The 24,024-nt window shown below is 60.1% G+C and carries 21 protein-coding genes, 3 pseudogenes and 1 riboswitch; of the genes and pseudogenes, 4 read left to right on the forward strand and 20 right to left on the reverse strand.

Annotated elements, in window-relative coordinates; all coding sequences use genetic code 11:
- Nucleotides 1-65 precede the first annotated feature (65 nt).
- Nucleotides 66-545 carry a hypothetical protein gene (locus ACJA3S_RS09930; protein ID WP_406821675.1) on the reverse strand — a complete coding sequence of 160 codons (480 nt, stop codon included), beginning with the start codon at nt 543-545 and terminating at the stop codon, nt 66-68.
- Between the two features lie 219 nt (nt 546-764).
- Here ACJA3S_RS09930 and ACJA3S_RS09935 point away from each other — a divergent pair, with 219 nt between their 5' ends.
- The gene (locus ACJA3S_RS09935; RefSeq protein WP_406821676.1) at nt 765-1,088 is read left to right on the forward strand and encodes a hypothetical protein; all 324 of its coding nucleotides are present in this window, start codon (nt 765-767) and stop codon (nt 1,086-1,088) included.
- A 45-nt stretch (nt 1,089-1,133) separates the two neighbouring features.
- Here the strand turns inward: ACJA3S_RS09935 and ACJA3S_RS09940 are convergent, their stop codons facing one another.
- From ACJA3S_RS09940 to lpxO, 8 genes are all read right to left on the reverse strand, one after another.
- Nucleotides 1,134-2,474: an OprD family porin gene (locus ACJA3S_RS09940; protein WP_406821677.1), complete on the reverse strand. Its 1,341-nt coding sequence runs from the start codon at nt 2,472-2,474 to the stop codon at nt 1,134-1,136.
- Between the two features lie 16 nt (nt 2,475-2,490).
- Nucleotides 2,491-3,279, reverse strand: a complete 789-nt coding sequence (locus tag ACJA3S_RS09945) for an ABC transporter ATP-binding protein (RefSeq protein WP_406821678.1) — start codon at nt 3,277-3,279, stop codon at nt 2,491-2,493.
- On the reverse strand, nt 3,276-4,289 hold the full coding sequence (locus ACJA3S_RS09950; RefSeq protein ID WP_406821679.1) for a FecCD family ABC transporter permease: 1,014 nt from the start codon (nt 4,287-4,289) through the stop codon (nt 3,276-3,278). The genes ACJA3S_RS09945 and ACJA3S_RS09950 overlap by 4 nt, the downstream gene beginning before the upstream one ends.
- 2 nt (nt 4,290-4,291) lie before the next feature.
- Nucleotides 4,292-5,302, reverse strand: a complete 1,011-nt coding sequence (locus ACJA3S_RS09955; RefSeq protein WP_406821680.1) for an ABC transporter substrate-binding protein — start codon at nt 5,300-5,302, stop codon at nt 4,292-4,294.
- A gap of 106 nt (nt 5,303-5,408) precedes the next feature.
- A riboswitch (cobalamin riboswitch) is annotated at nt 5,409-5,605 on the reverse strand.
- A 28-nt stretch (nt 5,606-5,633) separates the two neighbouring features.
- Nucleotides 5,634-6,800, reverse strand: a complete 1,167-nt coding sequence (locus tag ACJA3S_RS09960; RefSeq protein WP_406821681.1) for a DUF1624 domain-containing protein — start codon at nt 6,798-6,800, stop codon at nt 5,634-5,636.
- Between the two features lie 197 nt (nt 6,801-6,997).
- Nucleotides 6,998-7,567, reverse strand: coding sequence for an N-acetyltransferase family protein (locus ACJA3S_RS09965; protein WP_406821682.1), 570 nt, complete (start codon nt 7,565-7,567; stop codon nt 6,998-7,000).
- A gap of 79 nt (nt 7,568-7,646) precedes the next feature.
- Complete coding sequence (locus ACJA3S_RS09970) at nt 7,647-7,991, reverse strand: carboxymuconolactone decarboxylase family protein (protein WP_225777259.1); 345 nt, start codon at nt 7,989-7,991, stop codon at nt 7,647-7,649.
- Between the two features lie 133 nt (nt 7,992-8,124).
- On the reverse strand, nt 8,125-9,024 hold the full coding sequence (lpxO, locus tag ACJA3S_RS09975; protein ID WP_406821683.1) for a lipid A hydroxylase LpxO: 900 nt from the start codon (nt 9,022-9,024) through the stop codon (nt 8,125-8,127).
- 158 nt (nt 9,025-9,182) lie between these two features.
- On the opposite strand from lpxO, the gene thpR reads away from it, so the two are divergent.
- Complete coding sequence (gene thpR, locus ACJA3S_RS09980) at nt 9,183-9,728, forward strand: RNA 2',3'-cyclic phosphodiesterase (protein WP_406821684.1); 546 nt, start codon at nt 9,183-9,185, stop codon at nt 9,726-9,728.
- A gap of 1 nt (nt 9,729) precedes the next feature.
- On the opposite strand, the gene ACJA3S_RS09985 is transcribed toward thpR, so the two are convergent.
- Nucleotides 9,730-10,326 carry an NAD(P)H-dependent oxidoreductase gene (locus ACJA3S_RS09985; RefSeq protein WP_406821685.1) on the reverse strand — a complete coding sequence of 199 codons (597 nt, stop codon included), beginning with the start codon at nt 10,324-10,326 and terminating at the stop codon, nt 9,730-9,732.
- A 92-nt stretch (nt 10,327-10,418) separates the two neighbouring features.
- On the opposite strand from ACJA3S_RS09985, the gene ACJA3S_RS09990 reads away from it, so the two are divergent.
- The gene (locus ACJA3S_RS09990; RefSeq protein ID WP_406821686.1) at nt 10,419-11,015 is read left to right on the forward strand and encodes a TetR/AcrR family transcriptional regulator; all 597 of its coding nucleotides are present in this window, start codon (nt 10,419-10,421) and stop codon (nt 11,013-11,015) included.
- Nucleotides 11,016-11,050: 35 nt separating this feature from the next.
- On the opposite strand, the gene ACJA3S_RS09995 is transcribed toward ACJA3S_RS09990, so the two are convergent.
- Nucleotides 11,051-11,956 carry an AraC family transcriptional regulator N-terminal domain-containing protein gene (locus tag ACJA3S_RS09995; protein ID WP_406821687.1) on the reverse strand — a complete coding sequence of 302 codons (906 nt, stop codon included), beginning with the start codon at nt 11,954-11,956 and terminating at the stop codon, nt 11,051-11,053.
- Between the two features lie 180 nt (nt 11,957-12,136).
- Here ACJA3S_RS09995 and calA point away from each other — a divergent pair, with 180 nt between their 5' ends.
- Nucleotides 12,137-13,189 carry a vanillin reductase gene (calA, locus tag ACJA3S_RS10000; RefSeq protein WP_406821688.1) on the forward strand — a complete coding sequence of 351 codons (1,053 nt, stop codon included), beginning with the start codon at nt 12,137-12,139 and terminating at the stop codon, nt 13,187-13,189.
- A gap of 80 nt (nt 13,190-13,269) precedes the next feature.
- On the opposite strand, the pseudogene ACJA3S_RS10005 reads toward calA, so the two are convergent.
- The 9 genes and pseudogenes from ACJA3S_RS10005 to ACJA3S_RS10045 form a co-directional block, all read right to left on the reverse strand.
- Nucleotides 13,270-13,456, reverse strand: a pseudogene (locus tag ACJA3S_RS10005) (IS630 family transposase); the annotation flags it as partial.
- Entirely contained in the window at nt 13,401-13,844 is a 444-nt protein-coding gene (locus ACJA3S_RS10010; RefSeq protein ID WP_406821689.1) for a hypothetical protein, read from the reverse strand. The gene ACJA3S_RS10010 and the pseudogene ACJA3S_RS10005, both read right to left, overlap by 56 nt.
- 14 nt (nt 13,845-13,858) lie before the next feature.
- Nucleotides 13,859-14,123 (reverse strand): annotated as a pseudogene (locus ACJA3S_RS10015) (PAAR domain-containing protein).
- A 508-nt stretch (nt 14,124-14,631) separates the two neighbouring features.
- Nucleotides 14,632-14,988, reverse strand: a complete 357-nt coding sequence (locus ACJA3S_RS10020) for a hypothetical protein (protein ID WP_406821690.1) — start codon at nt 14,986-14,988, stop codon at nt 14,632-14,634.
- Between the two features lie 162 nt (nt 14,989-15,150).
- Nucleotides 15,151-15,414, reverse strand: a complete 264-nt coding sequence (locus ACJA3S_RS10025) for a PAAR domain-containing protein (protein WP_406821691.1) — start codon at nt 15,412-15,414, stop codon at nt 15,151-15,153.
- Between the two features lie 305 nt (nt 15,415-15,719).
- Nucleotides 15,720-15,908: pseudogene (locus ACJA3S_RS10030) on the reverse strand (colicin E3/pyocin S6 family cytotoxin); the annotation flags it as partial.
- 346 nt (nt 15,909-16,254) lie between these two features.
- Nucleotides 16,255-16,773 (reverse strand): Imm15 family immunity protein, encoded by a 519-nt coding sequence (locus tag ACJA3S_RS10035; RefSeq protein WP_406821692.1) that lies wholly within the window; start codon nt 16,771-16,773, stop codon nt 16,255-16,257.
- Complete coding sequence (locus ACJA3S_RS10040) at nt 16,770-21,257, reverse strand: RHS repeat-associated core domain-containing protein (RefSeq protein WP_406821693.1); 4,488 nt, start codon at nt 21,255-21,257, stop codon at nt 16,770-16,772. Before ACJA3S_RS10040 ends, ACJA3S_RS10035 begins: the two co-directional genes overlap by 4 nt.
- Nucleotides 21,254-23,995, reverse strand: coding sequence for a type VI secretion system Vgr family protein (locus tag ACJA3S_RS10045; protein ID WP_406821694.1), 2,742 nt, complete (start codon nt 23,993-23,995; stop codon nt 21,254-21,256). The genes ACJA3S_RS10040 and ACJA3S_RS10045 overlap by 4 nt, the downstream gene beginning before the upstream one ends.
- Nucleotides 23,996-24,024: the final 29 nt, after the last annotated feature.

Raw genomic sequence — 24,024 nt, forward strand, 5'->3', positions numbered from 1 at the left:
AATGGAATAAGCATCTACGAAATAGGAATAACCTTACGCGTTATGCACGCGATGGGAAACCGTATTCACGAGCCTGCCTTTTCCAGCGCGTCGAGTTCGTCTTCCACCTGCTGCATGCGCTGCTCGGCCAGAGCCTGGACGTTGACGTCGCGGGCCGTTTCGCGCATCAGGGCAGTGAGCTTCTCGCCCAGGCGCTTGCCGGCTTCGGTGTCTTCCAGGGCGCGGGCCTTGGCCGGGTCATGGGTGGCCTCGACGATGGTGGCGAACTCGGCATCGCTGAAGTTCTTTTCGCTGTACAGCCGGAACAGGTCCTGGCGCTGGTCTTCGACGGTCAGGTGCTTGCGTAGCACATCCTCGATGGCCGCCTGCGACAGCTGCGGGTGCCTGCGGCCGAGCAGCACGGCCATGCGCTCGATGTTGTGCGCATAGGCGTCCTGCAGGGGCAGCTGGGCCAGGATCTGTTGTTCACGCGAGGGCTTCTGGTCGCAGGCGGTGAGGGCGGCAGTCAGCAGCAGGGGCAACAGCAACGTGAGGAAGCGCGGCATGGCGTGGCCTGGTCGGGCAATGATAGCGGGGATTATACCGACGTCCGCCGGGCCACGACGACCCATCCTTTGCGTTCGTCTGCCGTTGTCGCTGCGTTGCGCTTCGGAAAACGCCTACAAAGGCCCAGGGTTGATGATCCACGCGTTCATTTCCAAACCTGCCCGCCTTGCTTACCTTCCGGGTGCACGGATTGTTCACTGCACCAAGGGAGACTCACGATGCCACACCTGGCCCTGTACAAACTCAAACTGCTGGACGAGTTCGAAGACCGCAGAGACCTGTGGACCTTCGGTGATTTCGAGAACCGGTTGATAGACCTGTGGCGTGGTGCGACCTACCACGACGCCAAGAGCATCATCAATGCGGCGCACAAGGAGCGGCGTTGGCCCAGGACGGTGAAGCGCTACCTGCTGACCAATTTCCAGGCATTTGGCAATGTCAGTGCGGAGCTTGAGTGTACGTTCGCCGAGGTGGTGGCGGCGATGAATGCGCAGGAGCGGGCGCAGTGGGGCTTGCTGCCTGCCGGCAGTTCGGTTGCCTGAACGCTACCGGGGCTGCCTGGCAGCCTCGATTCGGTTGAGGGGCGATCAGAGCGCACCCGACAACGGCCATTCCACGGCCAAGCGGATCTGGTCCCCGTCCAGTTCCGCCTGGGCGGTATTGCCTCGATGCAGGTTGTGCCTCAGCGAAAACGCGGTGCCTTTGGCCTTGCCACTTTGCACCACATAGCGCGCTTCCAGGTCGCGCTCCCAATGTTTGCCACCCTTGCCGTAGCCCAGGTAGGCGTAACCGCCCGCCGGGTCGACATGCGTGCCATCGATATCGAAGCCGCGCACATACAGCGCCGTCAGGTTCAGCCCCGGCACGCCATAGGCGCCCATGTTCAGGTCATAACGTGCCTGCCACGATTTCTCGTTGGGCGCGTTGAAGTCCGACATCTGCACTGCGTTGGCCAGGTAGATCGCCCCGCGCGTCACGTAATCGAATGGCGTATCGCCATGCACCTGCTGCCAACCCAGGCTGAAACCGTGCGGCCCCAGGTCGTAGCGCGAGACCAGGCTCCAGGTGGTGTTGTCGATGCGCCCGGACAGCGCCTTGCCGGTGTCGGTGGTGCGGTACAGGTTGAGGTCCAGGCTGAGGCTGCGGCGTTCGTCCAGGGCGTGGCTGAAGGTGCTGCCCAGGTAATGCTGGTTCCAGCTGTCCTCATAGCGTGAGCTGTACAGGCTGCCGCGGAAAGCGGCACCCGGGTCCCACACCACGCCAGCCAGGTCGAAGCTGTTGCCCTGGCGGCCGTTGGAATAGTTCACCACGAAGCCCTGGTCGTGGCTGGAGGCATTGCGGTCGGTGTCCTCGGTGAAGTGCCCGGCCACCAGCTTGAGGTTGTCGAGTTCACTACTGGTGAGCAACAGGCCGGTGACGGTCTCGGGTAGCAGGCGGCTGTCGGACGCGCTGAACACCGGGGTCTTGACCCTTTGCTCGCCGTAGGACAGCACGGTATCGGACATTCGCAGTTTCAGTGCCGAGCCGGCACGGCTGTAATCGCGCTTGGGGTGCCCAGCGTTATCGACCGCGAGCAGGCGCGCCTTGCCCGCGCGCCCACCACCACTGTCGAGCTGCACGCCCAGGTAGGCGTGGGCGTCGACCCCGACGCCGAGCAGCCCCTGGGTGAAACCGGACTGCAAGGTCGCCATCAGGCCATAGGCCCACTCCTCAGCCTTGCCGTTACGTTCATTGCGCGGCTTGTAGGCATTGCGCGCTGCGCTGTTGCGCCCACCGTGCTTGTAGTCGCGCTGGTCGAATACGCTGCGGTTGAGCAGGCTCCAGCTGCCATCCTCGAGCCAGCCATTGCTTTGCGCTTGCGCGGATTCGGCCAGCGCGGTCGGGGCTAGCAGGGCGCTGGCGAGCAGCAGGGCAAGAGGGCGCGACATGGGTGGAACTTCCTGTTCAGGGGGCGCGAAAACGCAGGATGCGTGCACCGTCGAAGGGGTCGATGAGGTAATGGGCGTGCACGCCGAAGGTGCTCAGCAGGCGTTCCGGGGTCAGCACCTCGGCTGGCTTGCCGAGGGCAACCAGGCGGCCCTTGTCGAGCACTGCCAGGCGGTCGCAGGTGAGCGCCTGGTTGAGGTCATGCAGCGCCACCAGAGTGGTCACCGGCAAGGCTTGCACCTGTTGCAGCAGGCTCAGCTGGTGCTGGATATCCAGGTGGTTGGTCGGCTCGTCCAGCAGCAATACCTGTGGCCGCTGCGCCAGGGCACGGGCGATATGCACGCGCTGGCGCTCGCCACCGGACAGCGAACCCCACAGGCGCGTACGCAGGTGCAGCGCATCGAGGTCAGCCAGGGCCTGCTCGACGATCGCGTGGTCTTCCGGCGAGAACGGCGCCAGTGCCGACAGCCAGGGGGTGCGGCCCAGGGCAACGGCGTCGAACACGCTGATTGCATCGAAGGTGTCGGCCTGCTGTTCGACCAGCGCCAGGGCCTGGGCGATACGCCGACGGGGCAACCGCGCCAGCGCTTCGCCGAGCAACTGCACGCTGCCGCTGGCTGGCTTGCGCAGCCCGGCCAGCACTTTCAGCAATGAAGACTTGCCGGAGCCGTTGGGGCCGACGATGCCCAGCGTCTCGCCGGCGACAAGGTGCAGGTCTATCTCGTGCAACACGGCATTGCCCGCCAACTGCAGGCCCAGCCCCTGGCAACTCAGCGGCGAAATGTTCACCGCGCTCATGGCGGTCATGGGCGCCCCCGACGGCTGACCAGGATCAACGCGAACACCGGTGCGCCGATCAGTGCGGTGACCACCCCCACGGGGATGACCTGGCCGGGGATCAGGGTGCGCGACAGGATGTCGGCGGCAATCAGGAACAGTGCGCCACCCAGCGCGCTGGCGGGCAGCAGGCGGCTGTGCCCGGGGCCGAGCAGCAGGCGCAGCGCATGGGGGATCACCAGCCCGACGAAGCCGATGGCGCCGACGATCGACACCATGACCGCAGTGACCAGCGCTGCGCAGCTGATCAGCAGCAACTGGGTACGCCGCACCGGTATGCCCAGCGATGCCGCCGAGTCGGCACCGAAGGTGAACGCATCCAGCGTGCGCCGGTGCCACAGGCACACCAACAAGCCGAACACCGCCACGGGCACCGCCAGCCACACCGAAGGCCAGCGTACGCCGCTGAGGTTGCCCAGGAGCCAGAACAGGATGCCGCGCGCCTGCTCGGCAGTGGCCGACATGGTAATGAGCAAGGCGGTGAGGGCATTGAACAGTTGCGAACCGGCGATGCCGGCGAGGATCACCTGGGCGTTGTTGACGCCGCTGCCGGCCGCGCGAGCCAGGACCAGCACCAGGGCGAACGCCGCCAGGGCACCGATGAAAGCACCGCCGGACATGCTCAACGCCAGGCTGCCGAAGCCCAGCAGGCCGACCAGTACTGCCCCGGTCGAGGCGCCAGCAGACAACCCCAGCAGGTACGGTTCGGCCAATGGGTTGCGCAACAGCGCCTGGAGAATCACACCGCAGGTGGCCAGGCCGGCGCCGCAGGCTGCGGCCACCAGGGTGCGGGTCAGGCGATAGTTCCAGACGATCCCGGCGTCGATCGGGTCGACCGGGTAACCGGCCTGCCACAGCTGGTTGGCCAGAACCTGGGCGACCACAGCAGGTGCCAGGTTGCTCTCGCCGATGGCGGTACCGGCCAGCACGGCTACCAGCAGTGCCGCCAGGGCCACCGTGATGAACAATGACAAGCGCATGATCACTGGCCTGGGTTGCCGCTGGCGAAGGCGGCCGACAAGGTCTGCAGGCCGCTGAACAGGCGGATGCCGGCCTGCATGGCATCGGCATCGAGGACGATGATGCGGTTGTGCTTCACCGCTTCCATGTTGCGGGTCACCGGGTCGCTGCGCAGAAACGCCAGCTTCTTCTGGTAGTCGTCGGCAGGGTAGCGGCGGCGGTCCATGCGGGCAATGATCAGCCAGGTGGGGTTGGCCTTGGCCAGGGTTTCCCAGCCGACGGTGGGCCATTCTTCGGTGGACGTGACGACGTTGCGCACGCCGAGGGTGCGCAGCATGAAATCGGCAACGCCCTGGCGGCCCGCTACATAGGGCGCGATGCCCAGGTCGGCGCTGGAAAACCAGAACAGCGCCGAGGTGGTGGACAAGTCCTTGCCGACCAGCTGTGCCTTGGCGCTGTCCAGGCGGCCCTTGAGCTCGGCGTTGAGGACGCTGCCGCGCGCCTGCACGTCGAAGATCTCGGCCAGCTGGCTGATGCTTTTGTAGATACTGTCGACCTGGAACGCCTGCAGGCGGGTACCGTCGGCGCCGACCAGGTTGTCCTTGCCTTCGCAGTCCGATGGCAGCAGGTAGGTGGGGATCTGCAGCTCGTCGAACTGTTCGCGGGTGGCCACCGCGCCCTGGGCACCGACCATCCATTCGAACTGCACCGCGACCAGTTGCGGGCGCTTGCCAACCACTGCCTCGAAGCTGGGCTCGTTGTTGGCCAGGCGCGGTACCTTGGCGTCCTGTGCCTGGTACTCGGGCAGCACGTTGTTGAACCACAGCGAAGTGCCTGCCAGCCTGTCGCCCAGCCCCAGCGCGTAGAGCATCTCGGTACTGGCCTGGCCAATGGTGACGGCGCGTTCCGGTGCCTGGGCGAAGGTCTGCGGCTTGCCGCAATTATCAATCGTCAGCGGGTAATGGGTCGCTGCGGCCTGCGCCAGGCCGGTGAGGCCGAGGCCGGCGAGCAGGGTGGCAAAACGGGGCAGCATGCTGGGCGATCTCCTATCGGACAGTTCTGGTGAGGAACACACGGACAGGCATCGCCGAGCCCCGCCGCAGCAGGGCAACACAGATGGCCATCCCGGACACCCCGCCGGTTGGTGAATGTAGGCCGGCAGGTCTCCTGACTGGTGCGTCATGGCCTGGCTCCGGCCTTCCCGGGGTAGACCCAGTGGCATCGTTGGAGCAGGCTCGGCACCTACAGTTGCGGGGGCAGTTCCGTTTGGCCCGTTTGCTTGGGCCGGGGATTCCCTATTGATTCCGTGATGGAAACCGGCGGCCGGCATGGTAGACCATCGCGCCGCCGGCTGAAAACGCTTTTCACAAGTACTTCAGCCAGGCCAGGTCGCGCCGCTGCGCCTTCAGCCGGGCGAACCAGCGCACTGGCAGGTACAGCGAAAACGCCAACAGCAGTGCCCCCAGCCACACGGCGGTGATGCTGTCGAAACCGAAGTAGTCACCTTGGTTGCGGCCATATAGCGCCACGCTGGCCAGGTACAGCAGCTTCAGCGCATACAGGTGCAACAAGTAGAAGAACATCGGTGCCGCGCCGAACACCGCCAGGCCATTGATCCAGCGCGCCTGCCCGGCGCGTTCGAAGGCGCGCAGCAACAGCAGGCCGCAGCCCAGGGTCAGTGCCAGGAACAGCAGCGAGGGCGGGTACTTGGTGATGTTGAAGAAGCTCATGAGCGTTTGCGTGAGCGTGGGGTAAACGCTCCACGGTGCCTCGCCGTAGCTGTTGAACAGGCGCAGCGCGACAAAGCCCAGCAAGGCGGCCAGGCCGGCCAGCAGCAAGCGTTGCTGGCGTTGAGTGTTATCGCTGCTTCGGGCGAACCAGGGGCCCAGGCCATAGCCCAGGGCGATCACGCCGATCCACGGCAGTACCGGGTAGGAGGTGCGCAGGCGCAGGCTGTCGGAGACTTCCAGCCAGCCGCGATCATGCAGGATCGCCCAAGGTACATGCAGGGCCGATCCGACCTCGAAGTGCACGGTGTCGAGCAGGTTATGCCCGGCGATGAGGGTTGCACCCAGGCCGATCAGTGCGCCACGTGGCAGCCACACCAGCAGCGACAAGACCATCATGCTGATACCAATGGCCCAGATCACCTGCAGGTAGATGACGCTGGGCGGCAGCTGGAAGGTCCAGGCGAAGTTGACCAGGGTGAACTCCAGCACCACCAGGAACAGCCCGCGCTTGAACAGGAACGCCGAGACGTCGCCGCGGCCCTGATGCTTTTCGCCGTATAGCCAGGCCGACAGGCCGGTCAGCAGGACGAACACCGGGGCGCACAGGTGGGCCAGGGTGCGGCTGAAGAACAGCGTGGGCTCGGTGGTGTCGATGGCCATCGGGTCGCTGACCTGGCGATGCAGGAAAAAGGTTTCGCGTACGTGGTCAAGAAGCATGAACAGGATCACCAGGCCGCGCAGGGCATCGATGCTCTGCAGGCGCTGGGTGAGCAGGGTAAGGGTGGCACTGGCGCTGGTCATGGCGGGTCGCTGCTAGGAATGAATGTCAAATGAAACGTTATCTTATAACTAAAAATTCCCGGTTGGTAGCGCTTTTTGCCTGTGCCGGCCTTTTCGCGGGCACGCCCGCTCCCACAGCTACAGCGCCGGCCTGGCGAGCTGCGCGATAGTTGCGGGAGCGGGCGTGCCCGCGAAAAGCCCAGTTCTGGAAGAAACGCTTAGCGCCCGCGCCGCCGCGAAACCCGCGCCTCGATATTCTTGCGCCCGATCAGCAACGGTGGTTTCTCCACTACCGGTTCATCCGCCAGCCACTTGTACATCACCAGGCAGTCCACCAGCCCCAGGCTGGCATGGCGATAGGCCTTGGGTAGACGCCCGACGGTTTCGAAGCCGAGCTTGTGCCACAACGCCACCGCCACCTCGTTGGTGGCGACCACCGAGTTGAACTGCAGGGCCAGAAAGCCCTCCTGGCGCGCCAGTTTCTGCGAGTGTTCACACATCAACCGCGCCACACCCCGGCCACGGGCGCGTTCGCAGACCATGTAGCCGCAATTGCCCACGTGCGCCCCAGGCCCGGCGGCGTTGGGCTTGAGGTAGTACGAACCGAGCAATTCGCCGTCGTCCTCGGCGACCAGCGTACGCAACGGCATTTCCAGCCACAGTTGGCGCGCCTGTTCGAAGCTCAGCGCCGGGTCGAACGCATAGGTTTCCCGGGCCTGGACGACAGCCTGGAAGGTGGGCCAGAAGTGCTCGAAGTCTTTGGCCGTCATGGGGCGGATGTGAATCATGCGGGTATTCTGAAAGGGCTGGGCCGCCCAGTCTGGTGGGCGCGGCGCCGTCGCGCAAGGGCGGCGACGCCGATTGCGCTCAGTCGGTGGCCTTGCCTACTGCATCCAGGGCCCGCGCCGAGTACACCAGCGCGGCACCGGCATTCATCGCCACGGCCACGCCGAGGGCCTCGGCGATTTCCTCGCGGCTGGCACCGTGCTTGACGGCTTGCTGCGAGTGCACGGCAATGCAGCCATCGCAGCGGGTGGTCACGGCCACGGCGAGGGAAATCAGCTCGCGGGTCTTGGCGTCCAGGTGGTTGGTCTTGGCGCCGGCGCCGCTGGCAGTCATGTAGCCGGCAACGGTGTCGGGGGAGAGTTGCTTGAGATCGCCGATGCCGGCCATCAACTGCTTACGGTAGGCGTCCCAGTCCATCATGCTCATTGTCTTCACCTTGGTAAGGTTGCGAGTGGAGCTTTCAGGCTAGTCGAAGCGCGGCAAGTGGGACTTGTACTTTGGTGCTGGCCAGCGTTGAAGCGGCCAGACCCGGCCGCTTGTGCACTTGTCAGCGGGCCGCTCAGATGTAGATGAACACCAGCACCAGTGCAGCGACGAACGCCCACTTTTCCAGGTAGTAGCGGGTGCGGTTGCGCTTTTTCAGCGCCTTGCCCCGTTCGCGGATCTTGTAGATACGGGTGAACAGCCGGTTGATGCCACCGGTCTTGTCGCCTGCATCGTTGGGCGCGGCGGCGGCCGCCATGACGTTGCGGCTGAACCAGCGGTTGAACGCGGTTGCCCAGCGGTACTTGAGCGGGCGTTCGATATCGCAGAACAGGATGATGCGGTTGTGCTCGGTGGTGTTGGCCGCGTAGTGGATGTAGGTCTCGTCGAAGACCACACCTTGGCCATCACGCCACGAGTACTTCTCGCCGTCGACGTCGATGTAGCAACCGTCATCGTTGGGTGTGTCGAGGCCGAGGTGGTAGCGGTACGAGCCGGCATACGGGTCACGATGACGCACCAGCTTGGCGCCCGGTGGCAGGGTGGCGAACATCGCCGCTTTGACCGTGCCGATGCCTTTGAGCAGCTCGGTGGTGCGCGGGCACAGGGTCATCGCCGAGGGGTGGCTTTCGCCGTACCATTTCAGATAAAAGCGCTTCCAGCCGGTCTTGAAGAAGGAATTGAAACCGACGTCATCGTAATTGTCGGACTTCTTGATCTCGCCCACATGCAGCAGCTGGCGCGCCTCTTCGCGGATCTCCTGCCAGTGGTCTTGCAGCGTCTGCAGTTCCGGGAAGGCTTCCACCGGCAGGTAAGGCTTGGCCGGGTGCTTGGAAAACAGGTACAGGAAGCTGTTGACCGGGGCCAGGAAGCTGGAGTGATCACCCAGCTGGCGGGTCAGCTTGTGGCGAACCCGACCGCGCAGGTGAACATAGGCGATCGAGAGGGCGAAGAGGAGTACGAGTGCAATTTTCATGGACGTTTACTTGTCGAAAAATGGCCATGCGCCATGGCATTAGCCAGCCAGCATAAACAATCATGGGGGTACTTTGTACCTATTGTTACGAAACATCGGGACGACTTAGGTGTAATACCCTCTAACCTTGCGCAAACGTTTCATGTTCGGGAGTTCCCATGATTCAGGATTTACGCGGCACTGGCACCCCCTTCAAGCGGCTGTTTTTCGCCTTGCCGGTCAGCGAGGCCCAGCGCCGGGCACTGGCCCAGTGGCGACGCGGCCTGAACCTGCGCAGCGGCAAGCCGGTGCCGGCCGCCAACTTCCATGTGACGCTGCTGTTTCTCGGCGATGTAGATGCCGCTCAGGTGCCTGCGATATGCGCGGCGGTCGACCAGCTGACGCTGCCGGCTGCAGCACCACGGCTGTTACTGGACCGCTTGCAGGTATGGCAGCGGGCCAGCGCCCTGGTGCTGGAGGCTCAGCAAACCCCTGCGGCGCTGTTGCACCTGGTGTACGGCCTGCAGCAGGCGCTGCTGCCGCTAGGGGTGGAAGCGGCCAGCCGCGACTATCGTCCACACCTGACACTGGCCAGGGATTTTCGCGGCCAGCCGCCAGAAGCCAGCAGTACGCCGGAGTTCTTCCTCGCTGCCCGCCATTTCACCCTCTACGAGTCGCGCAAGGGCGCCTACTGGCCCTTGGCGCAGTGGCCCCTGTCGAACTGACTCAGGCCGTCACTTCGCAAGCGGCGAACAACCGTTCGCCGAGCGCGCACGCGGTGCGCAGGTGCGGTGCCGGGTCGATACCTTCGCTGTCGTACAGCAGGGTGGAGCTGAGCACCTCGGCGCCGCAATAGTCGAAAATGCCGTGCTCGATCTGCACGCGCATCGCTTCGCCATAACCATGTCGTTCAAAGGTACCGCGGTCGGCGCCGGCGACGCCGACCAGGTGCACCTTCATGCCGCGCAATTTCTTCACGGTGGTGCTGCCGTCATAGTCGAACGCCCAACCGTTGCTGAACACCCGCTCAACCCAGCCCTTGAGCAAGGCTGGCAGCGACCACCAGTAAATCGGGTACACCAGCACCAGGGCATCGGCGCGTTCGATGCGTGCCTGCTCCTTGCGTACATCCGCTGGCGGGGCAGCCAGCCGGCGGTGCACGGCATGGTCGGCCAGGCCGAACCGTGGGTCGAAACCTTCGCTGGCCAGGTCGGCGATTTCGCTGCTGTGGCCTGCTTGGGCGAGGCCATCGGCAACCTGGCGGGCCACTGCGTGGGTCAGGGACTGCGGGTCGTGATGACCGATGACGATCAGGGCATGCATGGTAAATCTCCTGGATGAGGATGCAGGGTTACCTTCAGCGCTATATACTCAAGGTAAGTTACGTCCAGTAAGTTACTTTTGGTAGGTAAGCGATGTCAAGCGATGATCCAACCCGCACGCGCAAGCGCCTGAGCCGTGACGAGCGCCGTCGCCAGCTGCTCGACATGGCCTGGCAGCTGGTGCGCGAGGAGGGCACCGATGCCCTCAGCCTGGGCCGTCTGGCCGAGCAGGCGGGGGTGACCAAGCCGGTGGTCTATGACCATTTCGAAACCCGTACCGGGCTGCTGGTGGCGCTGTATCAGGAATACGATGCCCGCCAGTCGCGCATGCTGGAACAGGCCCTGGCGCGCTGTGACGCCAGCCTGGCCAGCCGCGCCAGGGTGATAGCCGAGGCCTACGTCGACTGCGTGATGAGCCAGGGGTTGGAAATACCCGGTGTTTCGGCCGCGTTGGCCGGGTCGCCGGAGATGGAAGCGCTGAAGCGGGCCTATGAGCAGCCCTTCCTGGACAAATGCCGGGAGGCGCTGGCCGGCTTTTCCCCCAGCGGTAGCGTCGGGGCTGCTGGCATGCGCCTGTTGGTGGGGGCGGCGGATGCCTTGTCGCAGGCGGCTGCAGCGGGAGAACTGGAAGCTGAGGCGGCCAAGGCCGAACTGCAGGCCGCCATCATGGCGATGGTCGAGCGCCAGTGACGGTTCGAGATTGCCCGGCGGCAAAGCCCATCAACTCAAACCGGCAAGCTTTGATAGGGTAATTCGTCGCCTGGGCTGCGGTTGAACTGGCGCTTGTATTCGCGGCTGAACTGCGAGGTGCTCTGGTAGCCCACCCGGTGGGCCGCCTGGGCCACCCCCAGGCTTTCGCCAATCAGCATCTGCTGGGCCTTGAGCAAGCGCAGGCGCTTGAGGTATTGCATCGGCGCCATGTCAGTGCAGCGCTTGAAATGCTCGTGAAAGGTCGACACGCTCATGTTGGCACGCGCGGCCAGCGCCTCCACGCTCAGCGGCTCGGCGTAGTGCTCGCGCAGGTGGGCGAGGGCGGCGCCAATGCGGGCAAAATGCCCCTGTTGCTCGACCAATGCCCGCAATACGCCCGCCTGTGGGCCACGCAAGGCGGTATACAGCACCTCGCGTACCCGCGCCGGCCCCAGCACCTTGGCATCCAGCGGGTCCTGCAGGCAGTGCAACAGGCGTTCCACGCATTCGCGCATCGGTGCATCGAGCGCCGCCGAAGTCATCGATTGCGGCGTTTGTGCCTGCACCGCTGCATCCGGCGCCAGGTCCATGCTTTGCACCAGCTCCCCGAGCACGCCGCGGTCGATGTGTACCGCCACGCCCAACAGCGGCGCTTCCGGGGTGGCAAAGGTTTCGCACATGAACGGCACCGACAATGCCTGCACCAGATAATGCCCGGCGCCGTATTCCAGGGTTCGTAGCCCCAGGCGTGCCAATTTGCTGCCCTGGGCCAGGATCATCAGGCTGGGCTCGTAGATCTGCGGGCTGCTGGCCACGTAATGGTCCCAACTCAGTACCTGCACCTGGGGCAGGTGTGTCGGCACGAAGCCGGGGCGTGTGGCGAGACGGCGGATCAGCGCGCAAAGCGGTGCATTGGCGTCGACGTGGCGGGTCAGTTGCATGGTCAACCAGGGCAGAGAATCAGACAGCCTGATCATCGCAGATTGGAGGCTGGGCGCCAGCTGCGGCAGGACATGTTCGGAGAATCAGGCATGAATGCCGGAGGATCAGCGGTGGGCGGGGCGGTACATGGCGCGCAAAATGCGCCGCCTGAATCGTTTCACTCCACAGCGAGGCCCTGTATGTACACTGCCATCGGCTATGCCGCCCAGACGCCAACCAGCCCCCTGGCCCCCATCACCTTCGAGCGCCGTAGCCCGCGCCCGGACGACGTCGCCATCGAAATCCTGTATTGCGGCGTGTGTCACTCCGACATCCACCAGGCCCGCAACGAATGGGGCATTGCCGTGTACCCGCTGATGCCTGGCCACGAAATCATCGGCCGCGTCACCGCGGTGGGCGACAAGGTGACTGCGCACAAGGTCGGTGACCTGGTCGGGGTCGGCTGCATGGTCGACGCCTGTCGCCACTGCGAAGCCTGTGCCAAGGACCTGGAACAGTACTGCCTGGAAGGCCCGACCATGACCTATGCCACCCCCGACCGGGTCGACGGCAGCAATACCATGGGCGGGTACTCCAGCAGCATCGTGGTCAACGAACACTTCGTGCTGCGCATTCCGGCCGGCATGGACCTGCCCAGCGCTGCGCCGATCCTGTGTGCCGGCATTACCACCTATTCGCCGCTGAAGCACCATGGCGTCGGCCCCGGGCACAAGGTTGGCATCCTTGGCATGGGCGGCCTTGGCCACATGGGCATCAAGCTGGCCAAGGCCCTGGGCGCCGAGGTCACGCTATTCACCCGTTCGCAAGCCAAGGCCGAGGAAGCGCGTCGCCAGGGCGCCGACCATGTGATCGTGTCCACCGATGCCGGGCAGATGCGCGCAGCAGCCGGGCGGTTCGACTTCCTGCTCGACACCATCCCGGTGCAGCATGACCTCAATCCCTACCTGGAAACACTGAAGTTCGATGGCGTGCATATTCTGGTAGGCCTGATCGAACCGATCGACCCGGCTGTGCACGCGGCCAATCTGGTGTTGAAGCGTCGGGTGCTGGCGGGGTCCCTGATCGGCGGGATCGCCGAAACCCAGGAAGTGCTGGATTTCTGCGCCGAGCATGACATTCGCTGCGATATCGAATTGCTGGATATTCGCAACATCAACCAGGCCTACGAGCGGATGATTGCCGGTGATGTGAAGTACCGCTTCGTCATCGACATGGCCACACTCGAGGGCTGACCGAACGGCTGCTTAGCAGCCTCGTCGCGGTCACACCCGCTTCCGCAGAGCTGTGGTGTTTTAGAAATACCATTGAAAAATCAGTTGCCCAGCGCTCGTGCCGCACGAGCGACTGAGGCAAGGATGTCCTCGGCCTTCTTGTGCCCCCCGAAATGGCTTTGGGTTTTGGGTTGTAGGTTCCAGGTAGTGCTCGATCGACGCCTCCAGATCCTTAACGCAGACATCTGTCTGGCACTTGATCCACTTCTCGCTCAGCGTTGAGAAAAAAGCTCAACCTTATGGCTTCGATGATGTTGCCGCGTTGGTCGTAGTCATATCGCCATAATCCCCCCTCGGCATCCAGTGTTTTAAAACGTTGGTCGAGGTCATCGTAGGCGTGGTGGACCGAGGTGCCATCTGGACGAGTGTGCTGCAGCAGGTTACTGCGCTCATCGTAGGCATAGACATCGGTGCTACCGTCGGTATAGATGTGCTGGGTAACGTTTTTGGCGGCATCTCGGTAGATCCAATCCTCGTTCTTGTCGGGATGGATGATGCGGTATAGGTAACCGAGAATGTCGCAGAAGTGCTGGGTCTCATTGCCGGTCCTTAATCTTAGGTCAGGACAGGCGGTAACAGGCATACTGCTGGGATGCCTGTTGTTCGTCTGCTCCATTTGGCCTGGTTGGCTCAGCTGTGGACGCTGCCGTGTGATGCGCTGGCAATCAAGCTTGCCCCGCACGCAGTCTTCATGCCGTCGAGCGCGACGGGCACTCCGTTGACGCGGTAAGTATCACTGCCCTCAATGATGGGGGAACTCGCCTTTGCATAGAGGACAGAAAACCAAGTTCCCTTTGCCGGCCATTGGTTTGCCATTAAGGCTGGTGTGCGGAATTGCGTCGATCACCTTCCCTCCATGATCGGTGGTGTCCCCGAATCGTATTATGGGTCTCATTATGGTGCTCTGTATGATATGGGGGTTAAGAATCTATAAATTCATAAATCAATTTATTTGGGGGGTGCGCGAAAAAGCTAACGTGAAGTATGGCCTCAGAGGGCTCGTTATTCTCAAGTATGAAGCATTCCACAGCGATGTCCCCGTCGCCGGTGTCGTATATCGTTAGTAGTGGGATGTCGGTTTTGTCTGGGTTTTGAGTGTTTGGTAGTGCGGATAATTTAGAGCTTGTGGAAAAATAAGTTGGTATTTGCTTGTATATTTCCGGAATGATTTTTCGAGATAGGGCAAACTGGCTGGCTAGGGTTGCTGTATCCCGAGCTGATATGGCATCAATGAAGTTGTTGAGTTGGGTGTACTTAGTGCTGTCTAGCGCTGGTGGCATTCGATTCGCCCCTTATTATGCAACGACCCATTTTGCTTTGCGAGTACCAGCATCCAGCTAATAGCGCCAGGACTCAAAGTACTGCTACCCGAGTCCTGGCTGAAGGGAGGATCCATCCTCTCATCATTGGATAGCTTGTACTGCCCACTCCCTCATGACCTGTAACATTTGCTCTAAATTGATAATTCCTCCGAATACCACAGTCTCATCACCAAAATCAGTTGATTTAAAAAATATTGAAAGCTCCTTTTCATCCTCGCTAATCACTATTCGCATGACTCTGTTTTCCTTCAAGTCCCGAACAGAGAAAATAGGATTTGCATCCGCGAATCGCTGGCCATTGTTGAATGTTGTTGCGTAAAAAGGCGTCAAAAAGTTTTTGGATTGAATATTTTTAGATGCAAAAGATCTGAATTCATCTAAGAATAAATTCTCAAGGGCTATGTAGGTTTCTTGGCAGGTAAGATAGTCGTCGTACATAATTATTCCTCAAATGCACTTCCCGTGATAATTTCCAACGGTACACGAGCACTGACGTAACGGCGTACAGACTGATCAGGCCGTGGTCGGAGGCCGGGAGCGGCGGCAACAGACATACTGCTGGGATGTCTGTTGTTCGCCTGCTCCACTTGTCGCGTTGGCTCAGCTATGGACGCTGCCGTGTGAGGCGCTGGCAATCAAGCTTGCCCCGCATGCGGTCTTCATGCCATCGAGCGCGACGGGTACTCCGTTAACGCGGTAGGTATCACTGCCCTCGACGATGGGAAACTCGCCTTTGCATAGAGGGCAGAAAACCATGTTGCCTTTGCCGGCCATTGGTTTGCCGTTGAGGTTGGTGTGGGGAATGGAGTTAATAACTATTCCTCCATGATTGGTTTTGTCGCCAAGTCTAACTACTCTCTTCATTGTGCACGGCTCGCCTTGTTGGTGATTTTAGATTTGGAGTATGTGGCTCTATAGGTCGGTAAGGCGTTCACATGACAAGAAATAGTCAAATTTATCTAGGTCAAAAACTCCGGCTATCAGGCCATTTAGCTTTATCGCCGTCTTGATGTCTATAGGGTACTCGTTGTAAAGATTGTCAGTCGGGTCGTTGATGCCAAATATGTGTCGTAGCTCGGCAGGGTTCGGCTTGTGAATGAAATTTATCTCATCAATCAACTCGTCGCCTCCTTTCGCAAATACTGAGATGTATCGCTTTACTTTATGATTCATGGTTCAACTCTCCGAACGGGTTTCGGATTTTTAGATGGTATCGGATTACCTGTTTCAGGGTCATAAGCGCCAAGGTGACGGCCGCGGCGATCATATTTTTCAACTTCGCCATGTCGTGAGTCCCATTCGCAGATACAGCCGTCGGGAAGCTTCCAACGTTTTCTTAATCCACCTCCTCCCTGAACGGGTGTTTTTGGTCGTGCCCTAGCTGCCTCGGGAAAGCCTGGTAGGCTTGATGGTGCGGGAAAACTACTTTGCCAGCCATTGGTTTGCCGTCGAGGTTAGTATCAGCCATTGACCCAATTACTATGCCTCCGTGAGTGGCTACGTCACCCATCTTCACAATGTTCTTGATATAAAATCTCTCCTGAGAAATCACTGCAAATCTATGTTGCTGGCTGTTGTTGTGTTTTTGTGTATATCACGAAGTTATGGAAAGGCGTGGTGGCTTGATCTCTGTGAGTTGATGCATTGGCGGGCATTGGGGCGGAGCATCAATTGATGCTCCGTTCAATACCATTACAAATATGGCTATCGAAGTACTGCAAATACTCTGACGAATTCTTCGTTGCATGCGTCGTCGAAAAATCTACTTTCGTAGAAGGAAAATATAGGTTCTAAGTGGCACTCTATAAATATCTCTTTGATCAGGTTTAATTCTGGCGAGTTTTTTTGTGGCCCACTTGAAATTAAGCGTTTTAAGAAGATATCTCTTGACTCTTTTGCGTGTATGAAGAAGTTAGGTATCGGGGGTTCTTCAGGGTTGGTTGTGGTGAAATCAGTAAAGGTTAACGCGTAGAATCGGGTGTTGGTGCGAATTCTGTTTAGTCGAGCGAAAAGCATGGCTGAGTTTAAAGTGAAAAAAGCAGTGTTTACTAGGAATGCTGTGATGGCTGGAGTTTGGTATTCGCGGGTTAGTTTGAATATTTTTTTGTATCGAGATACAAGAGGGATCTCCTCAAATGATTCGTATTCGTCAAAAAATGTGCTTATTTCGTTCCAAGGTTCGTTTTGAGTTATTTCTTTGAAAGTGCTTTGTATGTTCATCATTTTTCAATTCTCCAACCATGAGTATTAAGCCATTCTATCGTCTTTTTCGAGAATGTGACTTCTCCTTTTCCTTTGTCGTGAATGGATCCGTCTTGGTTGTACCCCGAGCCGCAGGGACAATGTGCATGCCATTGGCTTTTGGGTACATCCTTTTCCGGGGCGTCAATTCTTGTAATTTCCGTGGGAGCTTGTTCTCTTCTTACTTTTTGTTGTGCTTGTTTTGGCGTGCCGCTTGGTTTAACTTTTGCCAGACCTAGTGGATCGATCCACTCAAGTGGATTGGGTGCATAAGTATATGGGTTTAATCCTCCTTTTAATCCAATCGGATCCGTGCTGATGAATCGGCCAATATTCGCGTCGTAATATCTATGCCTGCTGTAATGTAGCCTTGTCTCAATATCAAAGTACTGTCCCTGAAAGCGCAACTGATTTCCAATATCCACGAATCGAGCTTTGTCACTTCGCTTTTCTTTAGCAAATCCCCAAGACTTATAAACTCCGCTCCAGGCTATCCGCCCATCTTCGTCAGTCAGCTCCATAGGCGTACCGAGCTTATCGCATTGATACCAAACAAACGCATCAATCGGCCCTGCTTTGGGCTTGTTCAGCCAGATCGGATCTCTATCGATGCTGTAATGATCTCCATACAGGGGCTGTGGCAGGAGGTCCAAGACAGTATTGGTCACAGCTTGGGCTACAGGTATGAACGTCCCTGGCTCAAACACATAGTGAGTGGTGCTGCCACCCCGTTCCTTCTGCTCACGGCATTCCGTGGCAAGCGTGTCGCCGTCCCAGGTAAACCAGGTGAATCCGCAGCCCAGTTCCTCATCCCGCTGCCGTCGAGCGTTCTCGTTCCACAATGGCCCTGCCTGAGGCCGATCCCGGTACTTGGCGCGTGAGTTCTTGTATAGACGACGGCCCAACGCGTCATACGCGAAACTGACGATCAGCCGATCATCTTCATAACGCCGCAGCCGATTGTAGAGGTCCCACGTGAAATGACCTGTCTTGCCGTTCTCGATCCGCTCCAGCAGGTTGCCGCGCTCGTCGTATCGATACTGAGTGCCGCAGTAGCTGCGGAGCACGTTGTCGTTGATCTTGCGCGGTGAGTGCGGGTTCGGTCCATGCGGCGCGTCGGGATCCAGCAGGTTGCTCGCCGGGTCGAAGGCGAATGTCTCCTTGCTGTAGTTGTGGGTGGCTTCGAGCAGTCGGCCCACTGGGTCGTAACGGTAGTACGTGTCACCCCGGTTCAGGTCGTTGACATGGGTAAGCTGGCCGCTTTCGTCGTACTGATAATTGCGAGCCGCAATGCGTCTGGTGGCACCACGGTGCGCCAAGGTTTGTTCGAGCAATTGACCATTCGCAGTCCAGGTTTGACGCTGAATCAGGCCATTGCCTTGTTCGCGGCCAATCTCCCGATGCAGGTCATCGCGTTGGTAGCTGAGCAGTTCGCGATCATCAAACTTGAGGCCAAGCAGGTGCCCGCTGCCATAGGTGAGCCAACTGACCCTGTGGCCATCAGGCCGAGTGGTGGCGACCCGCAGATTCAGGGCGTCGTATTCATGGGTGAAGACGGCGACCTTCGGCTGCTGCATGTACTTGAAGTGCTGGTGCTCGCGGGTATTGTTGCCCGCAAGATCGTAGAACCACTGCAGTTTGCAGTCCTTGTTCTCGGCGAGCAGCAGTCTGCCGTTGCCGTCGTAAGCGAAGGTTTCGGTTTCCCACTCTTTGCCGCCACGCTGCCCAGCGTTGCTTTCGACCAAACGGCCCATGGGGTCGTAGTCGAAGTGCGTGATGCGGTCGCCGTCGAGGCGGCGGGTAGGCAAGTCACTGCCGTTGTCGTAGAGGTAGTCGGTGGCCTGCTTGTCGAAGCCTGTCTCCTTGAGCAAGCGGCCTACGGGGTCGTAGGCGAAGGTGGCTTCACTGTTGTTCTCGTTGCGCAGGCGCACCAGTTGGCCGAGCTTGTCCCAGTGGTAGGTGAGGGTGGTGTCGTTGGGGTTGTGGCGCTGATGGATCAGCCCGGCTTCGTTATAGTCCCAGCGGGTACGGCGGTGCAGAGCGTCGGTGAAGCTGAGCAGCCGGCCTTCAGCATCATATTCGAAGCGATCTCGGGTCTGGTCCGGATGGACGACACTGGTGAGGTGCCCTGCGTCGTAGTGATACTCGGTTACCTCACCGGCAGCGTTGATAAGCTTGGTAAGTTGGCCGAGCGCGTCGTACTTCCACTGAGTCGTTTTGCCAGAGCAGTCGGTGTAGCTAGCCAGCTGACCGTCGTGGTTGTACGTGAGCTTTTTCTCGCCCCCGTTGGCATCGGTGATGGCAATGGGCAGGTTGTCGCTGTTGTAGGTGTACTGGGTCTTGTTCTCCAGTGGGTCTGTGGTTTCGATGATGTTGCCGCGTTGGTCGTAGTCATATCGCCATAATCCCCCCTCGGCATCCCGTGTTTTAAAACGTTGGTCGAGGTCATCGTAGGCGTGGTGGACCGAGGTGCCATCTGGACGAGTGTGCTGCAGCAGGTTACTGCGCTCATCGTAGGCATAGTGGTCAACGCTGCCGTCGCGGTGCACATGTTGGACCACGTTCATGGCATCGTCGCGGAAGAACCATTCCTCGTTGCCGTCGGGGTGGACGATGCGATAGGTGTAGCCCTGAATGTTGTAGTAGTGCTTGGTTTCGTTGCCCAGGGCGTCCGTGACGTAGGTAAGGCGGATGTGCTTGTCCCACTCCAGGCGCACCTCATAGCTGCCATCGTCTGCCCATTCGTGGATGGCTTTGGCATCCGGCCCTTCACCCAGCCATGCCAGGTTCATTGCCCGGCCGGTCCTGTCGGTGTACCGGGTGATCAAGTGATGCCGATACTCGTAGTTCCACTGCCTGCCATGCTCATCCAGGGCAGTTATCAGGTCACCATCGTCGCTATAGCGATAGGCTGCCAGCTGCCGAACCGGCTCTCCCGCCTTCATCAACCACAAGCTCTCGATGCGTCCGGTACGATCAAGTTGCGTTTGGATGTGTTGATGGGGCTGGTCGTTCTGATAGGTCAGCAAGTCAGAGAGGATTTTGGTTCCTTCATGAAAATGCTCGTAGTGGAGGGCGATGCTGGCTCCGCCGCGCTGGCGTATGCAGATGAGCCTGAAAATGTCGCCGACCCGCTCATACTGCTCTTCTAGCGCATGTCCTCTGGCGAGTGAAAGCGTTCGCTCGCCCGTCCGAACGAGTACGACTTCTTCGACGGGGTCATGATGGAATTTTCCGACTTTGGGCAGTGGGTAGCTGTGGGAACGACCATCAGCAGCCTGGTAGCACAGTGCTTCATCGGTGATTTCAAAGTAGACAGTGTAGGGAGATATCCATCGTGCACCCAATGGGCCGCCGTCAAGGGCGGACTGACTGGATCGGTAGTTGCGTGCCCAAGAAACTGTGAAGGATCCAAGAAGCGTAAAATCAGTGTGAATCAACTGTTCAGAGCCGCGCGCGAAAGTGATGTTGTGGCATGTACTAGCGCAGGCGCCATTCTTCTCGGGCTTTGCATCCTGCCTCGGGCCAGGCTGCCTGTTGATCGCGCCCAGTTCATTTTGGCGGCTAACCCCTCTGGCTTGCCTTATGCCGGTTGGAGGAACACTGGTATTGAGCTGAGCACGTTTGCGCCCAGCGGCGTTTCGCAGCATTAACAGGATGTGGCCAATACTGTTGGCTAGTTGAGCGTTGCCAAGGTCCTTGAGACTTTGCTCCACCTCGGTAGCAAGGTGTCGAAGTAATGCAACATATTTGAAGCCAATGGCTTTTATGTAAGGGGGGATCAGTCGCGATAAGCTATTGAGCGCCGCAACGGTAGCGACTTCCAGGGGAAGCGTCGCATGTTTTGCAATCTCCTCCAGCCACGAAAGTTCGTCGCTTTTGGTTGCCGGCGCATGCTTCAATTGTCCTTTCAGGAAGTCGTCGATACCCTTGGCGATCGTAAGCATCAATGCCTTCGCAGACGCGCCGCTTTTCGCAAGCATTTGCGACAGTTCGGCTTCTGCGAAGGTGACGAAGTTCTCCAACTCGCCGAGGATCGTTGCGTTCAGGTGCCCGGTCAGGACGGTTACTATGGTTTCGCCGATCGCTGCTTTCGGATTTGCTTTGACCTGCTGCTTGGCTAGGTGCAGGGCAGGTCTAAGGCTCTTTCTTGCAAAGGCCATAACGGGAGGGACTGGAATTACACCGATCAGGTTTATGCCGAGGCTGACCCAGTCGAGCAACGTTCTGTTCTTGTTCTCTGCGAGCGTGATCATATCGCTGACGGCGTCAACAGCCGCCATGATGTTGTTAGCGATGGGAATGAACTCAGCAGCCATCTTCAGATCGGCGAGGGTCAGCCTGTTTTCGCTGAGTTGCCTGAGCCAGAGGTCAACATTGTTTGCACTTTCTTCAATGTCTTCCGGGGGGATCTCTCTGATAGGCGCGACGGCCGTCTCGTGTGGACGTGCGGAAGGTGCGGTCATCTTCTTGTTTTCCCCACGGCGGCGGTGACTAACATCTCCAGTTCTTCGGAGGCGCGGTTCATCAGAGGCTGATTGAGCAGTCCCTTGGCTACCGAGGCATTTGGGGGGGCGGCATTCGAGAGAACTGCAGTTGCAACCTGCTCCGCCGCCTTGGCTGCGAGCTCGGCGGTTTTCGAGCTAATGGCGGCATCGCCAGACTGTTTGATCTCGCTCGCTGGCGACCATGTATCAGTCGGATCCTTGCCCAATGTCACCTTGGCCGGTCCGGCGGCGAGCCCTGCCACGCTGGCGAAGCCCTCGCTATCCAGCTTTCCTGTGAACACCCGACCCAATGCGTCTTCGACGCGGTAGTCCGCCATCTCGTAGGCATGGCGGCTCGCATAGTGCTGAAACAGTTCCAGATTGCCCTGGCCCGCCTTGATCTCGTCGGGAAACGCTGCTGCTTCGCTCTTCGAGCCTTTGTAGATGAAGTCAGTCGCATGCGCGGTGTACTGACCCGCCGTGGCGTGCACGATGCCGCCCGCGCTGTAGGTTGTGCTGCTGCCACCGGCCTGAATCACCAGTTCCTCCTTGGCACTGAGGGTGATCCGTTCGGCGGTGATGCTGACCTTGAGCTTGGCCAGCAAGTTGATGTTGTCTTTCAGGGCGCGGAGGTCGATGTCGCCGGAGGCCGCCACCAGTCGCCAGCCCATGCTCTGCACGAACTGCCGTACGCCACGGCTGGCACTGATCAGCAAGCGTTTGCCGATGGCCATGCTGGTGTGGCCACCCGTGCTCAAACCCAGGTGTTCGCCGCTGGCGATATGGGTGGATTCCGGGGTGCTGGCGGCGATGCCGGTTGGGCTGGCGAGTACCAGTTGAGGATCGGCCAGTTCAGGGAAGTGATTGGCGTCAGGGTTGCCGCCGCTACCGCGAATGGCGTCGTGTTGTGCCTTGAGGGCATCGCCCACTTCATCCTGATCGCCGCCTTCCTGGGCAAGGTGGTCGCGGGCTTCACTGGCGAAGGTGGTGTGGTATTCCTGAGCGGCTTTCAGGCGCTCGGCAGTTTCTGCCAGATCGGTGTGATGCTCGGCGGCGCGACTACGGATTTCTGTCGTCAACAGTAGCCCGCCACCCGCACGCACCACGCCGTGGGTATCGGTGCGTAGTTCGAAACCTTGCCCACGAGGTTTGCCGCCAAAATGGCGGGGATGGGTGAGGTAGCCGAGGTTCAGTGCCGAGTGATCGTGATCACTCATCAAGGCCGCACTGATCTGCCCGGTGGTGTCGTCCAGGCGCAGTTCGTTATGGCGCTTGCCGTGGTGCTCTTTGCTACGGATCGGGCTGACGGCCTTGAACTCGGGCAGTCGGTACGGTGGGCGGTTGACGATGTGATAGCTACGCCCGGTGATCATCGGCTGGTCGGGGTCGCCGTTGAGGAAGCTGACCACTACCTCCTGGCCGATGCGGGGAATGGCCATGTGGCCCCAGGTGGCACCGGCCCAGGCCTGGGTGACCCGCACCCAGCAGGAACTCTTGTCATCGTCCTGGCCGAAGCGATCCCAGGGAAACTGCACCCGCACGCGACCATGCTCGTCGCAGTAGATTTCCTCACCGGGCGGCCCGACCACCTTGGCTATCTGCGGGCCTTCGATCACCGGTTTGGGGCGGGCAGGGGCATGCCATTCGACTAGTGCCGGAATCAGGGTGGCGGTGAGTGAGTAGGACGTACCGACCTCGGCCTCAGCCGCGTCCTCTTCCAGTGCGGTGAACTGGCGGCCCGTGTGCGTGATGCGCAGCGGTCGCCAGAGGATGTTCATGTCCTCGCGGGCATGGCCGCTCAGCTGAAAGGCGATACCCGGCTGCAGGCGGGCATCGTCACCTTCGACCTCGGCCACGCGTGCATCACTGAACAACGCATCGATCTTGGTCTGGGTGAATGGTTTGCCGGCGTTGTCGTGCTTGTAGCGGCCAGGGTAGTCGTAACGTTCGTAATCGTTGCTTTGGTTGCCCATCTCCTGAGGGAGCATGGTGTGCTCATGGTTGTAGCGCGGGTGGGTGAAGGTGTAGTCGCGCAGGACCTGGCGGCTGCTGCGCACCTGCTCGCGGTAGGCAAAGTGGTGCAGGCAGGGCTGCTGCTCGGTGCCGCCACGGTTGGCGACGTACAGCACCGGCTCACCTGCCAGGCTGCCGAACTGGTTGATCCGGTCCGCCTGCACCACGCCATGGCTGGCTTCGCTGTGCTCGAAGATCGAGATCAGGCCTTCCTCGGCTGACAGGCGCCAGAAGAAGTCCAGGTCCAAGTCGCCGGCCTGCACGCAGAACTCACGGCTTTGGTGCGGGTTGACCATGTACTGGGCCAACGTGCCCCACTGGCGTTCGCGGAACAGTTCCTCCAACAGCTGCGGGACCGGGCGGTGCTGGAAAATGCGCCAGTCCGATTGCAGGCCGGCGCGCGCCAGTTGTGGTTCGATCACGGCGCGGTAGCGGGTGCGGCGGTGGCCAGTCTTGCCTTGCTCGAAGCTGCTGATCAGGCCGTGCACATGGCGCACAGCCTCATCCTGTTGCCAGATGGTCAAAGCGGCAGGCTGGTCGAGGAGGGTGGCAAAGTCGGCGTCGTCGGCGAAGCTGACCAGTTCGATTTCCAGTCGGTACAGTTCGCTGATCCCTTCCTTCAATTCGAAGGACACCACATCAAATGCTATTGCCTCATCGGCGGGCGTGCTGAAGGTAAAACGCACATCGTTCAAGTTGCTCATGCAGACTCCTGCTGTTCATCCTTTCGGGC

Origin of the sequence: Pseudomonas sp. KnCO4, assembly GCF_045344305.1 — a bacterium.
GTDB lineage: Bacteria > Pseudomonadota > Gammaproteobacteria > Pseudomonadales > Pseudomonadaceae > Aquipseudomonas > Aquipseudomonas anuradhapurensis.

Bases quoted from the DNA above. Each gene is read 5' to 3' on its own strand.
- ACJA3S_RS09930 (WP_406821675.1), bottom strand. From the start codon at position 545: ATGCCGCGCTTCCTCACGTTGCTGTTGCCCCTGCTGCTGACTGCCGCC.
- ACJA3S_RS09935 (WP_406821676.1), top strand. From the start codon at position 765: ATGCCACACCTGGCCCTGTACAAACTCAAACTGCTGGACGAGTTCGAA.
- ACJA3S_RS09940 (WP_406821677.1), bottom strand. From the start codon at position 2,474: ATGTCGCGCCCTCTTGCCCTGCTGCTCGCCAGCGCCCTGCTAGCCCCG.
- ACJA3S_RS09945 (WP_406821678.1), bottom strand. From the start codon at position 3,279: ATGACCGCCATGAGCGCGGTGAACATTTCGCCGCTGAGTTGCCAGGGG.
- ACJA3S_RS09950 (WP_406821679.1), bottom strand. From the start codon at position 4,289: ATGCGCTTGTCATTGTTCATCACGGTGGCCCTGGCGGCACTGCTGGTA.
- ACJA3S_RS09955 (WP_406821680.1), bottom strand. From the start codon at position 5,302: ATGCTGCCCCGTTTTGCCACCCTGCTCGCCGGCCTCGGCCTCACCGGC.
- ACJA3S_RS09960 (WP_406821681.1), bottom strand. From the start codon at position 6,800: ATGACCAGCGCCAGTGCCACCCTTACCCTGCTCACCCAGCGCCTGCAG.
- ACJA3S_RS09965 (WP_406821682.1), bottom strand. From the start codon at position 7,567: ATGATTCACATCCGCCCCATGACGGCCAAAGACTTCGAGCACTTCTGG.
- ACJA3S_RS09970 (WP_225777259.1), bottom strand. From the start codon at position 7,991: ATGAGCATGATGGACTGGGACGCCTACCGTAAGCAGTTGATGGCCGGC.
- lpxO (WP_406821683.1), bottom strand. From the start codon at position 9,024: ATGAAAATTGCACTCGTACTCCTCTTCGCCCTCTCGATCGCCTATGTT.
- thpR (WP_406821684.1), top strand. From the start codon at position 9,183: ATGATTCAGGATTTACGCGGCACTGGCACCCCCTTCAAGCGGCTGTTT.
- ACJA3S_RS09985 (WP_406821685.1), bottom strand. From the start codon at position 10,326: ATGCATGCCCTGATCGTCATCGGTCATCACGACCCGCAGTCCCTGACC.
- ACJA3S_RS09990 (WP_406821686.1), top strand. From the start codon at position 10,419: ATGTCAAGCGATGATCCAACCCGCACGCGCAAGCGCCTGAGCCGTGAC.
- ACJA3S_RS09995 (WP_406821687.1), bottom strand. From the start codon at position 11,956: ATGCAACTGACCCGCCACGTCGACGCCAATGCACCGCTTTGCGCGCTG.
- calA (WP_406821688.1), top strand. From the start codon at position 12,137: ATGTACACTGCCATCGGCTATGCCGCCCAGACGCCAACCAGCCCCCTG.
- ACJA3S_RS10010 (WP_406821689.1), bottom strand. From the start codon at position 13,844: ATGGAGCAGACGAACAACAGGCATCCCAGCAGTATGCCTGTTACCGCC.
- ACJA3S_RS10020 (WP_406821690.1), bottom strand. From the start codon at position 14,988: ATGTACGACGACTATCTTACCTGCCAAGAAACCTACATAGCCCTTGAG.
- ACJA3S_RS10025 (WP_406821691.1), bottom strand. From the start codon at position 15,414: ATGAAGAGAGTAGTTAGACTTGGCGACAAAACCAATCATGGAGGAATA.
- ACJA3S_RS10035 (WP_406821692.1), bottom strand. From the start codon at position 16,773: ATGATGAACATACAAAGCACTTTCAAAGAAATAACTCAAAACGAACCT.
- ACJA3S_RS10040 (WP_406821693.1), bottom strand. From the start codon at position 21,257: ATGACCGCACCTTCCGCACGTCCACACGAGACGGCCGTCGCGCCTATC.
- ACJA3S_RS10045 (WP_406821694.1), bottom strand. From the start codon at position 23,995: ATGAGCAACTTGAACGATGTGCGTTTTACCTTCAGCACGCCCGCCGAT.